Source organism: Azospirillum sp. RU38E, assembly GCF_900188385.1.
In the GTDB taxonomy this organism is placed as follows: Bacteria; Pseudomonadota; Alphaproteobacteria; order Azospirillales; family Azospirillaceae; genus Niveispirillum.
The window spans coordinates 44,662-60,242 of record NZ_FZOI01000015.1 but is presented as its reverse complement, the minus strand read 5'-3'; the positions used below and the strand labels follow the sequence as shown (position 1 = coordinate 60,242).

Below are 15,581 nucleotides of genomic sequence, written 5' to 3'. Positions count from 1 at the left end.
ACCCATGGCCAGTGACACCCCACCAAACCGCCACCGCCGTAAAATCATCATGCTGGGGGTCGCCTGCGCGCTGCTGGCCGGTGGTGGCTGGCTGGGTTGGGATTATCTGCACTATGGCCGGTTTCAGCAGACGACGGACAATGCCTATGTGAAGGCGGATTTCACCATCATCGCGCCCAAGGTGGCCGGGATCGTGGCCGAGGTATTCGTGACCGCCAACCAGACAGTCAGCACCGGCACCCCGCTGGCCCGCATCGACAGCGCCGATTACGAGGCCAAGATGGCGGAAGCCGAGGCCCTGATCGCCGTGTCAGAGGCCGAGGCCAACAGCCTGCGCGCCCAGGTGGGCGAACAGAAGGCGTTGGTGGAACAGGTGGTGGCCGAACTGGCTGTCGCGCGGGAGGAACTGGATTTCGCCCAAGCCGAGGTGCGCCGTTATGAACCGCTGGCCGCCAGCGGTACCGGCAGCCGCCAGCAGATGGACCAGTTGCGCAACCAGGAACGCCAGGCCCGCGCCACCCTTGCCGCCCGGCAGGCGGCGGTATCCGGGGCAGAGCAGCATATCCAGTCGCTGGAAGCCGGCATCCTGCAGGCCGAAGCCCAGGCCCGTTCCGCCCAGGCCCAGCGGCGGGCGGCGGAAATCAATGTCGCGGCCTGCCTGATCCGCGCCGGGATCGATGGCATTATTGGCGACCTGACCGCCCGCCCCGGCCAATATGCGGAGGCCGGCCAGCGGCTATTGACGCTGGTGCCGGCCCGCCAGCGCTATGTGGAAGCCAATTTCAAGGAAACCCAGGTCGAACATATGCAGCCGGGCCAGCCGGTAAGGGTGATGGTGGATGCCTTCCCCGATCAGCCGATCCAGGGCCACGTCGCCAGCTTCGCCCCCGGTACGGGGGCTGAGTTCTCCATCCTGCCGCCACAGAACGCCACGGGCAATTTCACCAAGATCGTGCAGCGCGTGCCGGTACGCATCACCCTGACCGATACCGCCGGGGCCACCCGGCTGGTGCCCGGGATGTCGGTGACCGTATCGGTGGATACGCGCAACGCCACCAGCGCCGCCCCCCAGGTGGCCGCCAGCGGGGCGGCACCGTGAGCGGGGGCATAGCCGATCCCATGGCCCGGCCACCCGCCACGGTGGAGCCGGGGGCCTGGCTGGCCGTTATCGCCGGGGCGCTGGGCAGCTTCATGGCGACGCTGGATATCTCCATCGTCAATGCTGCCCTGCCCACCATCCAGGGTGAAATCGGGGCCACGGCAACGGAAGCAACCTGGATCGCCACGGCCTATCTGGTGGCGGAAATCATCATCATCCCGCTCAGCGGCTGGCTGTCGCGCCTGTTCGGGCTGCGCAGTTTCCTGCTGGGGGCGACCCTTGGTTTCACCGGCTTTTCCATGCTGTGCGGCGTGTCGGACAGTTTGGGGTTGATGGTGTTCGCCCGTGCCGGCCAGGGGCTGACCGGCGGGGCGATGATCCCCACCGCCATGACCATCATCGCCACCCGCCTGCCGCCGGCCCGCCAGCCCATCGGCAATGCCATTTTCGGCATGACGGCCATTTTGGGCCCAGTGCTGGGGCCGCTGGTCGGCGGGCTGATGACGGAATATCTGTCCTGGCATTATGCCTTTTTCATCAATCTGCCCATTGGGATGGTGCTGCTGTTCCTGCTGTTCACGGCCCTGCGCCATGAACGCGCCCAACTGGATCGGCTGGGGGAGGCTGATTGGCTGGGTGTGGCGGGGCTGACCTTGGCACTGGGCGGGCTGACCCTGGTTTTGGAGGAAGGACAGCGCGAACAATGGTTTGAATCCAGCCTGATCCGCTGGCTGTCCGTCGCCAGCCTGCTGGGGCTGATCCTGCTGCTGTTGGGGCAGAAATACGCGGCAAGGCCGGTGATCCGGCTGTCCCTGCTGCGCGACCGCGCCTTTGGTGCTGTGGCCGCCATGGGGGTGCTGATGGGGATGGTGCTGTACGGCACCTCCTACATGATCCCGCAATTCCTGGCGGCCTTGGCCCATTACAACGCTTTCCAGGCCGGCAGCATCGTGCTGATCGCCGGATTGCCCAGCCTGATCATGATGCCGATGGCCCCCCTGCTGTTCCGCCTGTTTGATGCAAGGGTGGCGGTGTTTGCCGGCATGATGATCATGGCCGCCAGTTGCTGGCTGGAATCCGCGCTGACGGCGGATGCGGTGGGAGCCGATTTCGTGCTGTCGCAGATCATGCGCGGCGTGGGGCAGGTGTTGGCCATCCTGTTTTTGAACCAAGCGGCCATGGGGTCGGTCCCGCGCGATCTGGCCGCCGATGCCGCCGGCCTGTTCAACGCCGCCCGCAACATCGGCGGTTCCCTGGCTTTGGCCGGTATCGCCATGCTGCAGGATCAGCGGATGTGGCTGCATAGCCGGCACCTGGAACAGACCCTGTCCGCCAACGCCCCCACCACGGGCGACTATATCAGCCAGTTGGGCGGCGGGAATCTCGCATTGGGAGTGCGCCTGCTGGCCAACATCATCCGGCAGCAGGCGTCGGTGATGGCCTTCAACGACCTGTTCTGGCTGCTGGGCACCGGGGCGGGGGCGGTCAGCCTGCTGGCCTTCATTTTGCGCCCGCACCGGCCCCCGCCGAGACTACTCGATCAGGCTTGAGGTCACGGTAATGACGTCGATCATTGACTCACCCCTGGCGGCCCTTCGCCGCCCTGCCATGGGGCTGGTGCGGCTGGGCATGGTTCTGGGGGCAGTGGGTGCGATATCGCAACTGCTGCCCTTCATCTTCATCGCCCGGCTGGGGGAATTGCTGCTGGCCGGCTCCCCACCGGACAGGACGGCCCTGGCGGGGTTGGGGGCGCTGGTGGTGGCGGGCCTGTTCATTGGCTGGGCCGCCAATGGGGCGGCCCTGTGGCTGACCCATATTGCCGACCATCGCATCCAGGCTGATGTACGCCGCGCCCTGGTGGCCAAGCTGGGGCGGGTGCCGTTGGGATGGTACGCGGACAATACCACCGGGGCCGTGCGCAAGGCAGTGCAGGGCGATCTGGAAGATTTACACCATATGGTGGCCCACCATTATGTCGACCTGACCGCCGCCATCGCCCTGCCGCTGGGGGGTATCGCCTATCTGGTCTGGCTGGATTGGCGGCTGGCCCTGCTGGCCGTGGCCAGCTTCCCGATCTATGCGCTCGCCTATGGCTGGATGATGCGGGGCTTCGGGGCCAAGATGGCGCAGTTGGATGCCAGCTTCGCCCAAGTGAACGCCGCCATTGTGGAATTTGTCCATGGCATTGCCGTGGTGAAGGGCTTTGGCCGTGCGGGTGAGGCGCACATCGCCTATCGCGCGGCAGTCGATGGTTTTTCAGAGCGTTACGCCGGCTGGGTAAGACCGCTGCTGCGGCTGGAGGCGTTGACCTCCATGGCGCTGTCGGTGCCGGTGATCCTGCTGGTCAGCCTGTCGGGCGGGGCCTGGCTGCTGGCCCAGGGCCAGATCGCACCGATGGACCTGCTGGCCGAAATCATGGTGGCGGTGATCCTGCCGCAAAGCCTGCTGACACTGAACCAGGGGCTGATGGCCGAGCGCAAGGCCGCCGCAGCGGCCAGCCGCATCGATACGTTGTTGCGTACACCGGAATTGCCGGCGGCGGTGCATCCAAGGCTGCCGCGCGATGCCACCATCTGTTTTGAAAATGTCAGTTTCCAATATCCAGACGGGGCAACCGCCCTTTCCGGTATTGATCTTTATTGCCGCCCCGGCACGGTCACGGCCCTGGTCGGCCCGTCGGGGGCCGGTAAATCCACGCTCGCCAAGCTGGCCGCCCGTTTCCACGATGCCAGCAGCGGGGTGGTGCGGATCGGCGGTGTCGATGTCCGCGACATTGCCGGGGCGGCGCTGTACCGCCATGTCGGCTTTGTGCTGCAGGAGGTGGGGCTGCTGCATGGCAGCATCGCCGACAATATCCGCCTGGGCCGCCCGGATGCCCCCATGGCAGCGGTGATGGCAGCGGCCAGGGCGGCGCAGATCCATGACCGTATCCAGCAACTGCCCCAGGGTTATGACAGCATAATTGGCGCCGGGGCGCAGCTTTCCGGTGGGGAGGCGCAACGGCTTTCCATCGCCCGCGCCCTGCTGGCCAATACGCCAATCCTGATCCTGGATGAAGCCACCGCCCATGCCGACCCGGATTCAGAGGCGCGTATTCAGGACGCCCTGTCTGCCGCTGCGCGTGGCCGCACCGTGCTGGTGATCGCCCATCGCCTGTCCAGCATTGCCGGGGCTGACCAGATCGTGGTGATGCGCGACGGCACCATCGTGGAATGTGGCCGGCATGGTTCGCTGCTGGCGCGCGGCGGTCTCTATGCCGCCCTGTGGCAGGCCGAACAGGGGGAACCCGCATGTTGATCGCCGATCTGCTGAAAATCCTGGGACCGCAGCGGCGGGGGGCGCTGTACCGTTATTTCGGTTGGCTGCTGGCCTATGGCGTGTTGGAGGGGCTGGCCGTCACCCTGCTGGTGCCGGTGCTGCGCGCCCTGCTGGCCCAACCGCTGGACATGGGCGCCCTGACCGGCTGGCTGATGGCATTGGGCGGGGTGGTGCTGTGCTGCTGCATCGCCCGCTATCAGCAATCCATGCAGGGTTTCAATCTGGCCCTGGTGGTGCTGACCAGCCTGCACCGGCGGCTGGGCGACCATGTGGCCACCCTGCCGCTGGGCTGGTTTTCCGGGGAACGGATCGGGCGGCTGTCGCAGAGCGCCACCAACGGCACCCTGATGGTGACCAATATCTTCGCCCATCTGCTGACCCCGGTGGTGACGGGGCTGGTGACGCCCTGCATCATCGCCCTGGCCATGCTGATTTTTGACTGGCGATTGGGCCTGTGCGCCCTGTTGTCGGCCCCGCTGATCCTGCTGGCCCATCGCCGGGCATCCGCCGCCATCGGCCGGACGGAAGAAGCGGTGGACCATGCCGCAGCCCAGGCCGGCAACCGGGTGGTGGAATTCGCCCGCCAGCAGCCGGTTCTGCGCGCCTTTGGCCAAGCATTGGGAAGCTATCCGCCGTTGGAGGCCGCCATCGCAGCGCAAAAGCAGGCCGGCGGCTCAATGCTGGACCAGACCTTTCCCCGCCTGTTCGCCAGCGGGCTTGCCGTGCAACTGGCCTTTCTGGCGCTGATCCTGACCGGGTTGGCGCTGGCGGCCAGCGGGGCCGCCGATCCGGCGGGGTTGGTGGCGCTGCTGGTGCTGGCCGCCCGCTTCGCCGGCCCGTTGACGGAGACGGCGGCGCGCAGTGGGCTGCTGCGCATGGCGGGCAATGATCTGCGTCGGCTGGCCGCCATTTTCGATGAACAGCCCCTGCCGGAACCGGCTGAACCGGTCCGGATGGATCAGCCGGGTTGCATCGCCTTTGATAATGTCCATTTCGGCTATAATCCGGCACAGCCGGTGCTGCGTGGTCTGTCGTTCCAGGTGCCGTCGGGGTCGATGGTGGCGGTTGTCGGGGCGTCCGGGGCTGGCAAAAGCACCATTATCCGCCTGATCATGCGATTTTTCGATGTGCAGGCGGGGGCCGTGCGCGTCGGCGGGGCCGATGTGCGCGAGGTTGCCACCGCCGACCTGATGGCAGCCATCGCCACCGTAACCCAGGATGTCTATCTGTTCGACGGCACGCTGGAACAGGCGGTGCGCCTGGGCCGGGCCGATGCGACGGAGGCGGAGTTGCGCCATGCCGCCGATCTGGCCGGGGTGACGGAGATTGCCGCCCGCCTGCCGCAGGGCTGGCAGACACGGGTGGGCGAAGGCGGTGCCCTGCTGTCGGGTGGGGAGCGTCAGCGGGTTTCCATCGCCCGCGCCCTGCTGAAGCGGGCCCCCATCCTGCTGCTGGATGAGGCGACGGCGGCGCTGGACCCGGAAAATGAACGCTATGTGCAACGCTCCATCGCCGCCCTGCGCGGGCGGGCCACGGTGCTGGTGATCGCCCATCGGCTGCGTACCGTATCCATGGCTGACCGCATCCTGGTGCTGGCCGATGGACACGTGGCGGAGGCCGGCAGCCATGCGGAATTGATGCTGGCCGGTGGTGCCTATGCCGCCTTCTGGCAAGACCGCCAGCGGGCGGAAGGCTGGCGCCTGCTGCCGAGAGATCCGCCGATGGCACCCGCCCGTGACCAACCATCGCCCTGATACACAAACCCGGGGATGTCAGGGTTGCAAAATCCACCTCCTGCCGCCGTGTGATCGGCATAGAGTTGCGAATGATTATTAAGTAGGCTGCTCCACATGTCCTGACCGCAATCCGTTGCAGGAGTGGCCTTACGCCATGAATGAGAGAACTCCGCTGAGCGACTGCGTAAGCTGCGGCGAGCCGCTTCTGTCCCAGGCTGATCAAAAGGCCCTGTTCAAGCAACAGTCCTGCAGCAAGGACGACACATTGGAGAGCATCAATTGCCGTTTGGTGGAACTGCGCCCCGGCATGGTCGCAGCGCTTTATGGCGGCAACGGGCGGACACTGACGCAGGGCCGGATGCAAAGCAACAGCCGCTATGTACATTTCTCCTGTCTGATGCAGGACATGGCACAGGCCGAAGTGCGTAACCATCGCTGTCAGCCGAATGTCGGCTCCGGCCATATCATTTTCGCCCCCGGCGAGTTTTTCAGCGCCCGCTATGGCAAGGACTACATCAGCCTGGATCTGATGGTGGAACCCGAAGCGCTGGCCGATGTGGCGGCAGATGATTATGACCGGATCGAACCGGATATCCGCCAGGGATTCCTGGTTCGTCAGAGCGTAAACAACCGCCAGATCATGCACGCAGCCCATATCCTGGCCAGCCGGCTGGACCACCCGCGATGTCAGCAATTGCTACTGCAGTCCGCTGCCCTGGAATTCCTGGGTGCCCATTTCAGTTCCCTGGAAGGCACCCAACGGCCGGCGACGTTGCCACAGCGGGAGCAGATGCGGGTGATGATGGCACGGGACCGGCTTCTACAGGATCTCAGTTCACCGCCAACGATTCAGCAACTGTCACTTGAAGTCGGGTTAAACCAGTTGAAGCTGAAGCAGGGTTTCAAAACCCTGTTCGGCAGCAGTATCTATGCGCTGTTCCAGAAACACCGGATGGAACATGCCAGATTGCTACTGCGAAACCATAATGTCACGGAAGTCGCCATGACCATGGGTTACAGCAATATCAGCCATTTCAGCGCAGCCTATCGCAAACAGTTCGGAATACTTCCTAAATATGATCGGAATTAATAATATCACTTTTATGGATCAATGCATTATTTCTACACAAATTCATTCATAATTACGTTCAATCTCTCTGGCCATCCAAAGACGAACAGACAGGAATGCCGACATGCAGATGCGGTCACGGCTGATCGAAGGGGAGTTCGCCGTTACCGACATCGTGCGCGAAGTCGCAAACCTTTATCTGACGCATCCTGCCGGGGATACCGGCGGACAGCGCGCACTGGATGGGGAGTTTCGCGGCTGGATGTGGATGGAGCAGGTGCAGCCCGGCCTGCTTGGTTCTGCCTGCGACCTGACGGCAATAAGGGACACCACCATCGACCGGACAATCGAGCGTTCGATCATGCTGGCCCTGCTGCTGCGCGGCGGCAATGGCCAGTTCCGCACCGAAACCGGCATCGTTCCTCCGGCGGAGAACGGTTGCATGCAAATCCTGGGATTTGGCCATGCCCAGCGTTGCTCCCGCACCCTGCGGGCGGGGGAACAGGGTGTCCGGGTCGGGCTGACAATCAGCCCGCATTTGGCTGAGCAGTTTGCCATCGCCATGCAGGGGGCCGATCTTGACCTGCTGGACATGTTGACGAGCGGGGGACTGCATAACCTTACGCTGCCCCGCAGCGAACTGCTGATACAACTGAGTGCTGGGCTGATCGACATGCCCTATCGCGGTCCGTTGGGTATGCTTTTTCGGGAAAGCGCCATCACCCAGATCCTGTTTCATTCGCTGCAGTTGCTGCGGCAGGATCAGGCTCTGCTGCGGGGCCTGGGGCGTCGGCACCATGATGCCGTCCTTCATGCGCGAACGTTGCTGGACGCCGATTTGACCAATCCACCGGGAACTTTGGAACTGGCCCGTCGCGTAGGCTTGAATCGTAATGCCCTTCAAGCCGGATTTAAGGCCATGTTCGGCGCCACCATCTTCGGTTATGTCCGGGATCAGCGGCTGGCCATCGCCCGCATCTTGATTGAAGAACACGGATTGGGGGCGGCAGAAGCCGGATACCGCGTGGGCTTCGCGAGCCCGTCGGCCTTCGCCGCGGCTTTTCGCCGTCGCTTCGGGCACCCACCGACCGGGACGGCCGGTAACAGTGCCGATCTGACAACACGCCACTGATACAGGGGCGCCCGGCGAGTCATGCTGGCGAGCACCGGTGAATTGATAACCTTCTGCCTTACGCGACAGCAATTGTGCCGGATGCGACAGCATTCCTCTTTGCCTATGCATCCCCACAATCGCTACTGATAGGCAGTCGCATCCTCGCGTGTGCTTACTAAGCTGCTAAAGCGGGTCATCGGGGGAGGTGCGCCGGTCTGTCATCCGCACTTCGGGGGTTCTCTTGCTCGTCAGTTCAAGGCTCCAAGGCCTTTCCGCCGCCGCAATCGCCATTGCCGTCGGCGCCCTCGCCCCGATGGCCGTGGCCGAACAGGTTGCGGCCCGCCCGGATATTGAAGAAATCGTGGTCGTCGCCACCGGTCTTTCCAAGGCAACAGCCACCACCAAGACCGATACGCCGGTCATTGAATCCCCACAGCAGATTTCCGTCATCAGCCGGGAAGAGATCGACCGCCGTGCCGCCGCCACCATCGCCGAGGCCCTGTCTTACACCGCCGGTGTACAGGCAGCCCCCTCTGGCGTGGACAGCCGGGTGGATGAGGTGTCGGTACGCGGTTTCGGGGCTGCCGGCTTCTCCTCCAACAACAATTTCGTCGATGGTCTGCGCACGGCTGCCGGTGGCGAAGGCACCTGGATCCGCCCCGCCTTTGACAGTTTCGCCCTGGACCGGATCGAAGTGCTGAAAGGCCCCTCCGGCGCGCTCTATGGCCAGTCGGCACCGGGTGGCGTGGTGAATGTGGTCAGCAAGCGGCCCACCTTCACCCCGCATGGGGAATTCCTGCTGCAAGGCACCGGCTATACCGGTCTGTCGCAATGGAACGGCGAGGTCGGGGTTGATGTCGGCAACCGGTTGAACGAGGAAGGTACGCTGGCGGGGCGCTTTGTGGCCATGGCCAGATCAGGCAATACTCAGATCGACGGGGTGAAGACCGACCGGTACTACATCTCCCCCAGCCTGACCTGGGCCCCCACCGACCGCACCAGCTGGACCCTGATCGGCCAGTATCAGCGCGATGAAGGGGGTTCCAGCTTTCAGTTCCTACCAGCCCTGGGCACGCTTTACGCCAGCAATGGCCGCCACATGGATAACAGTACCTATCTGGGGGAACCTGACTGGAATACCTATGACCGCAACCAGTACCTGGTGGCGTCGCTGTTCCAGCATGATCTGACTGACAATCTGACCATCCGCAACAATTCCCGCTACATGCACCTGGATATTCTCTATCGGGGTGTCGTGCCGTCGGGCAATACGCTGACCCGCTGTACTGCCGCCATCACCGGCTGTGTCGCCGGGCAAACCCTGAACCGGCGTGCCGTGCAGGGCGATGGGGAATCCGACGGCATTGCCACCGACACCCAATTGGAGGCGCGCTTCGCCACCGGGGCGGTTGACCATACGCTGCTGGGCGGGGTCGATTACTTCCGCACCGAATGGGAACACACCTATTCGCTGGTCAAGACCAGCCTGGTGTTGCCCATGCTGAACATCTTCGACCCCGTGCCACGGGGGGCGACCGGCTTTGCCGACAACCTGTCCACCGTGATCGACAGCGCCACCACCAGCCATCAGGCGGGTGTCTATTTGCAGGATCAGGTAAAGATCGGCCAGTTGCGCCTGACCCTGGGCGGTCGTCAGGATTGGGCGGAAGACGATACGCGCAACCCCACCACCGGCACGCATCTGAAAACCAAGAGCGACGCCTTCACCTGGCGGGCCGGGGCCGTCTGGCTGTTCGACAATGGCTTCGCCCCCTACTTCTCCTATTCGGAGAGCTTCCAGCCCATGGTGTCGAACCGCGATCCCTCCGTATCGCAGGTTGAAGGCAACAAACCCTTTGTGCCCACCACTGGCCAGCAATATGAGGCGGGGCTGCGCTATCAGAGCGGTAATAATATCTATGTGACGCTTGGCGCTTATCAGGTGACCCAGCAGAATATCGTCACCCCCGACCCCGAAGGGACGTTATGCGGCACCTCCGTCTGTCAGGTGCAGACAGGTGAAGGCCGGGTGCGCGGGTTGGAGCTGGAAGGCAAGGCCGTTCTGCCCTGGGGCATGGCCGTGATTGGCACCCTGACCCGCAGCGATGGGGAAATTACCGAAACCAATACGGCCAGCCAGTTGGGAAACAAGCTTATTCAATTGCCCAACTGGATGGCCTCCCTGTTTGTCGATCAGCATTTTGACGAAGGGGCCATGGCTGGCATCGGCATCGGCGGCGGTGTTCGCTATACCGGTATTTCCTACGGTGATACGGCAAACACGCTGAAAATCCCGGCCTACACTCTGTATGACTTGTTCCTGCGCTATGATTTCGGGGATCGCGACCCGTCGCTGGCCGGCTGGTCGACATCCGTGAACGCGGCGAATGTGATGGACAAGCGTTATGTCGCCAGTTGCATTGCCGCCGGCTGTTACATTGGCCAGGGCCGCACCGTGACGGCGCGGGTGCAGTACAAATGGTAATCGGGGAGCCGATGCTGGTGGCCGCAGGGGATGCGGCCACCGTGATGGGGGCCATGCTGGTCTATCTGGCGTCACGCAACCAGCCCCTGATGGGCAACGCAAAGCGGCGGAAGCTGGCCGGCTGGATCGGTGCCATTCTGCTGATCGCGGGGCTTGTGCTGCTGTTGGCGAGTATGCGTCCGGCTAACGCCGTCTTTACCGCCATCACCTTGGACATGCTGGTCTGGTCCGTGGCACCGCTGGCCGCAGCATGGTGGTGCCGGCCACAGGAGGAACAGCCATGACCGCCATCACCAAACGCCCGCTTTCCAGCCGCGACTGGTTCGGCAAAACCATGGCGGGGCTGGTCCTGGGTTTCTTTCTGGCACTCGGGCTGGCGGGCCTGCTGCGGGTGCTGGTGAATGGGGGCCTGCCCTTCTTCTCCGCCCGTGGTCAGCTTTCCATGTGGCTGATGGCCCCCGTCTGGGGGGTGATCCTTTCCTTCTGTTTTCTGTTCCGGTCAAGCCTGCGGGCCTGGGGTTGGCTGTTTCTGGCCAACCTGCCCATCTGGTGCCTGACCGCGCTGCTTGGGGGGCTGCGGCTATGAAGCTGCCAACCGATATCCTGAAGATGTACAAGGAGATCCATGGCTGGGTCGGGATCATTTCCGGGCTGGCCCTGTTCATCGCCTTCTACGCTGGCGCCATCACCATGTTTGAGGGCCCGTTGCAGCAATGGGCCTCACCGCCGACGCGGCTGGCCCCGGCCCCTTCGCTTGAACAAACGCCCGATCTGGTCGCCAAGGTGCTGGCCGCACACCCGGAAGCGGCGGCCAACTATACCGTCAATCTGGTGATCGACCCCACCCATCCGGCACGTGTTTCCTGGGTCGTGGCGGAAGACGCCGAGGAGGCTGAACATGGCGGCGGCACCATCCATTATGCCAGCCTGACGCCCGGCGGGGAATTGCAGGTGGAAACCCGTGGCCCTTCGCCGGTGGCGCAGTTCATCGATGATCTGCATCGCCAGGTGGGGCTGCCGCTGGACCATGAAATCGCCATGCCCGTCATGGGGGCGGTGGCTTTGCTCTATGTCGTGGCGATGGTTTCCGGGCTGATCGTGCTGCTGCCCAGTCTGGTGAAAGACCTGTTCATCCTGCGGACAGGTCGCAATGTGAAGCGCATGTGGCTGGACGCGCATAATGTGGTGGGGCTGTTCAGCCTTCCTTTCCATATTATCATGGCGCTGACCGCTGTTATCTTCGCCTTCCATGATCAGTTCTATATGGCGCAGGGCATCGCCTTCGACAAATCTGGCGGGCCGGTGCGGGCTGCGATGGGGCCGGCACCGGCGCAGGGTGCCGCGCCCTCTGCCCTGAGCCCGCTGGATTTGCTGGCACAAATCCGCACCCAGGTGCCGGAATTCCAGCCCTTCCAACTGGCCTATGCCCATCTGCCCAATGGTCGGGCCGTGGTGCGTGTCAGCAGCGGCGACCCGGATTACAATATCCGCACCCCGCTTTATGGTCTGGTGACAGCCGACCCGGTCACCGGCAAGGTGATGTCGGTGGATTACATGCCGGGCCGCCAGGATGGCTGGTCGGCCAGCGTCACCAGCTTCTTTGCCCTGCATTATGGCAGCTTCGGCGGCACGCCGGTTCGCTGGGCCTATTTCCTGCTGGGGCTGGCGGGGGCTTTTCTATTCTATAGCGGCAATCTGCTGTGGGTGGAATCGCGGCGCCGGCGGGAACGCAAGGGCGGTGCGGTGGAACAGACCCGCGCCACCCGCATCCTGGCCGCCCTGACCGTGGGTGTGCCGGTGGGATGCGTGGCCGGCATCGCGGTTACCGTGGCAGCGGCCCGCTGGCTGGGGGATGGGGCAACCTTGGGGATGCACAGTCTGATCTATCACGCCCTGTTCCTGGCCTGCACCGCCTGGGCCCTCTGGCGCGGTGCGGCACGCGCCGGATGGGAACTGCCGCTGGTCGCCTGCCTTGCCATGCTGACAATCCCGTTGGCCGGCTTGACTGCGGGCGGCAACTGGGAGCAGCCGCCCAGCCTGATGCTGATCGATCTGGTCGGGCTTTGTCTGGCCGCCATGCTGGCCATTGTGTCCCAGGCGGCGCGGCGGCGCTGGCGCACTGGCCCCAGGGACAGCGTGTGGGGTACAGGGGCCAGCCTGTCGGCGGGATGAACCTTCCCGTTGGCGACAATGCCAGCCTGCCCCACCGCAGCCGCCGTGATTGGCAAGAGAACCGGTAGGGATGCCCGCATACTCACCCGTGTGCCGGCAATGGCCGGCGGAACAGCAGCACGATTCCCAGCAGCGGAATCAGGGCTGCCACCGCTACCGCAGTGCCATAGCCTGCAACCCCGGCAAGGGCCATGGCGGCTGACGCGGTGGTGATCTTCCCCAGATCGGGGCTAAATTATTTGATCATGATTCCCACGCCAGTCAATTGCCATGCAGCGATAAGACGACCGTTCAAGACCCGGTCCCTCCGCTGGCGTGGGGATGAATGACAATGCGGTCGCGGCTGAACCAAGCCAATAGAACAGCCAAGCCCAGGCCGACAGCAAGGCCCGTCAGCATCCCGCTATAGCCAAGCCAATCCAGCAGGATACCGGCCAGCAACGGCGCCACTGTCCGGGCGGTAATGAACAGACTGGATTGCAGCCCATAGTCAAGCGCCGCCAGAGACGGTCGCGCATGGTTCATCATCAACCCGAACAACAGGCCGGCGCTGGCCCCCATGACCAATGCCAGGGCGAGAGAAGCTGCCATCAACGCCCCGCTGCCGGGGAAAGCCGACACCACAACGGTCAACGTCACCATGACCAACAGGTTCAGCCCTGCGAACAGCGGCAGCGCTGTTCGGGGACCAATTGCCCGGATGACAGGGCCCGCAACCATGCTGGCAATGGCGGCGATCAGGCCGCCAGCGACGCCGATGCTCCAGGCGATCTGTTCCTGTGCGAAGCCCTGATCCAGCATCAAGGGCTTCATATAGATCCAGGCAGCACCAATGGCCGGAAAATAAAACAGCAGCAGCAGCGCCCAGACCCGATGTTGGGCAATATGGAAGTAACCGATCCACTCCCGCAATCCGGCGCGAGTGACCTGTGTGCCGGGCGGGTCGCCCCCCTCCTCCTCACCCGGCGCAATCCAGCGCAGCAGAAGCAGGCTGGACAGGATGGCCCCCGCCATCAGCAGGAAAGGCCACGCCCAGCCCAGCCGCGCCTGCAGCACCAGCATCAGCCCACCCCCCAGGATGGCAGCCAGGGAGGCCGCCCCAGACCGAATGGTGCCCGCCCGAATACGTTCCGGCGGCGGCAAAATGCGGATGGCCAGCGCATTCACCGGAATATCAGCCCAGGTTCCCAGCAAGCTGGCCGCCATGGCCAGGGTAAACAGCACCGCATACGGGGTCCCGGAAAGATCCGTTGCCGCCAGCAACCCCAGCACCAGCGCATATCCCACCCCCAGCACCAGGGCCCAGTTGCGATAGTTCAACCGGCCCAGCCGCCAGCGATCCAAAGGTGTGGCGAGCAGGAATTTCAAGATGGCCGGCAATCCCGCCAGTTGCAGCAGCCCGATCTCCGTCCCGCTCCAGCCCTGCTGACGCATGACCAGCGGAAGACCAACGAACAGGTAGATGATGGGGGCCGTCAGGACCAGATTGAACCAGCCGATGAGAAGTTGCTGCGGCCACCAGGAACGTGCTGCCGCCTCGTGGGGAAGGGTCACGCGCACCTCCCCACATGCAGCCACACCGGTGCCATGGGAAAATCGATCCGCCCCAGGGATTGGATTTCGTGCAGACCCGCCGCTTCCATCATCGCGGCAACCGCCCCTGGACGGGGCAATGGGTTGCCGCGCAAGGCCACGGTGCCATAGAAGGGCAGCACCCGCGCCGCCACGCCGGGATCATCGGTCTGTTCGGCATGGGCCAACACCAGCAGGCCGCCGGCATTCAATGCATTCGCCGCCTTGCGCACAGCCTCCTGCGGATCGCGCAGGAAATGCAGCACAGCCGAACACCAGATAAGGTCATAACCCCCACCCGGCATGTGCGTGTTCAGATCGCACCCCAGAGCCTGGAGACGATCCGCCAGGCCGGCCTTGTCGATGTTTTCCTGCGCCACCATGGCCGTTTCCGGCTGATCACACAGCACGCCCTGCCACCCGGTCAGGCGCTGCGCCAGGGCAATGCCGACATGACCGGGGCCGGCACCCAGATCAAGCAGACGCCCTGTCTGCGGCAGGGCCGGCAGCATCTCCAGAAGGCGCAGCACCGCCGGTACCGTGACGGCGCGCTGTTCCTGACCGATCTGCTCGCGTGCCGCCTGGGCCCAACTGCCCTTTGGCGCCGCCTCGCCATGCAGGTCGAATCCCTGATTCAGCAACGTTTCCCATTGACCGGCGAAGCGTGCCAGAAAACGGGCGCGATACAACCATGCCTGTGCGCAATTCTCTTCCGAAGCGGTGTGGAAATAGCGCAGGGCCAAGGGCGCGGTTCGGTAGTGCGGCGTCTCGGGCGCATCGGCCAGATGATACCGCGTCAGCAGTTCCATGCTCCATAACAGGTCCAGCCAAAGACCGGTGGCTGTCGGGTCCAACTGGCATTGCCGGGCAACATGGCCGGCGGTAGCCGCGTCCTGCAATATGTCGAAAAGACCAAGTGACAGCGCCTGTTCCAGCGCCTGAGCCTGGAGAGGGGCAGCAGCAATGTTCCAGAAAGGTTGCAAAGGATGGGGGGTATGGAAATTCATGGTGTCACC

The 15,581-nt window shown here is 63.9% G+C and carries 12 protein-coding genes; 10 read left to right on the top strand and 2 right to left on the bottom strand.

Going from position 1 to position 15,581, the window contains the following annotated elements:
* Window positions 1-4 precede the first annotated feature (4 nt).
* The 10 genes from CHB97_RS19990 (at window position 5) to CHB97_RS19945 (ending at window position 12,993) form a co-directional block, all read left to right on the top strand.
* A complete protein-coding gene (locus CHB97_RS19990) occupies window positions 5-1,099 on the top strand; it encodes an HlyD family secretion protein (protein WP_089289775.1) in 1,095 nt (364 codons plus the stop codon).
* A complete protein-coding gene (locus tag CHB97_RS19985; protein WP_244559629.1) occupies window positions 1,096-2,649 on the top strand; it encodes an MDR family MFS transporter in 1,554 nt (517 codons plus the stop codon). Before CHB97_RS19990 ends, CHB97_RS19985 begins: the two co-directional genes overlap by 4 nt.
* Window positions 2,650-2,659: 10 nt before the next feature.
* A complete protein-coding gene (locus CHB97_RS19980; protein WP_089289773.1) occupies window positions 2,660-4,396 on the top strand; it encodes an ABC transporter ATP-binding protein in 1,737 nt (578 codons plus the stop codon).
* Entirely contained in the window at window positions 4,390-6,171 is a 1,782-nt protein-coding gene (locus tag CHB97_RS19975) for an ABC transporter ATP-binding protein (RefSeq protein WP_200820038.1), read from the top strand. Before CHB97_RS19980 ends, CHB97_RS19975 begins: the two co-directional genes overlap by 7 nt.
* Before the next feature lie 136 nt (window positions 6,172-6,307).
* Complete coding sequence (locus tag CHB97_RS19970; protein ID WP_244559628.1) at window positions 6,308-7,243, top strand: AraC family transcriptional regulator; 936 nt, start codon at window positions 6,308-6,310, stop codon at window positions 7,241-7,243.
* A gap of 103 nt (window positions 7,244-7,346) precedes the next feature.
* The gene (locus tag CHB97_RS19965) at window positions 7,347-8,354 is read left to right on the top strand and encodes an AraC family transcriptional regulator (protein WP_089289772.1); all 1,008 of its coding nucleotides are present in this window, start codon (window positions 7,347-7,349) and stop codon (window positions 8,352-8,354) included.
* Window positions 8,355-8,577: 223 nt separating this feature from the next.
* Entirely contained in the window at window positions 8,578-10,821 is a 2,244-nt protein-coding gene (locus CHB97_RS19960) for a TonB-dependent siderophore receptor (RefSeq protein WP_244559627.1), read from the top strand.
* Window positions 10,815-11,105, top strand: a complete 291-nt coding sequence (locus CHB97_RS19955) for a hypothetical protein (RefSeq protein WP_143271066.1) — start codon at window positions 10,815-10,817, stop codon at window positions 11,103-11,105. Before CHB97_RS19960 ends, CHB97_RS19955 begins: the two co-directional genes overlap by 7 nt.
* On the top strand, window positions 11,102-11,407 hold the full coding sequence (locus CHB97_RS19950; protein ID WP_089289769.1) for a hypothetical protein: 306 nt from the start codon (window positions 11,102-11,104) through the stop codon (window positions 11,405-11,407). Before CHB97_RS19955 ends, CHB97_RS19950 begins: the two co-directional genes overlap by 4 nt.
* Window positions 11,404-12,993 (top strand): PepSY domain-containing protein, encoded by a 1,590-nt coding sequence (locus CHB97_RS19945; protein WP_089289768.1) that lies wholly within the window; start codon window positions 11,404-11,406, stop codon window positions 12,991-12,993. The genes CHB97_RS19950 and CHB97_RS19945 overlap by 4 nt, the downstream gene beginning before the upstream one ends.
* 291 nt (window positions 12,994-13,284) lie before the next feature.
* Here CHB97_RS19945 and CHB97_RS19940 read toward each other — a convergent pair whose 3' ends face one another.
* Both CHB97_RS19940 and CHB97_RS19935 read right to left on the bottom strand, forming a co-directional pair.
* Window positions 13,285-14,547, bottom strand: a complete 1,263-nt coding sequence (locus CHB97_RS19940; protein ID WP_200820037.1) for an MFS transporter — start codon at window positions 14,545-14,547, stop codon at window positions 13,285-13,287.
* Window positions 14,544-15,572: a methyltransferase gene (locus tag CHB97_RS19935; protein ID WP_089289767.1), complete on the bottom strand. Its 1,029-nt coding sequence runs from the start codon at window positions 15,570-15,572 to the stop codon at window positions 14,544-14,546. Before CHB97_RS19935 ends, CHB97_RS19940 begins: the two co-directional genes overlap by 4 nt.
* Window positions 15,573-15,581: the final 9 nt, after the last annotated feature.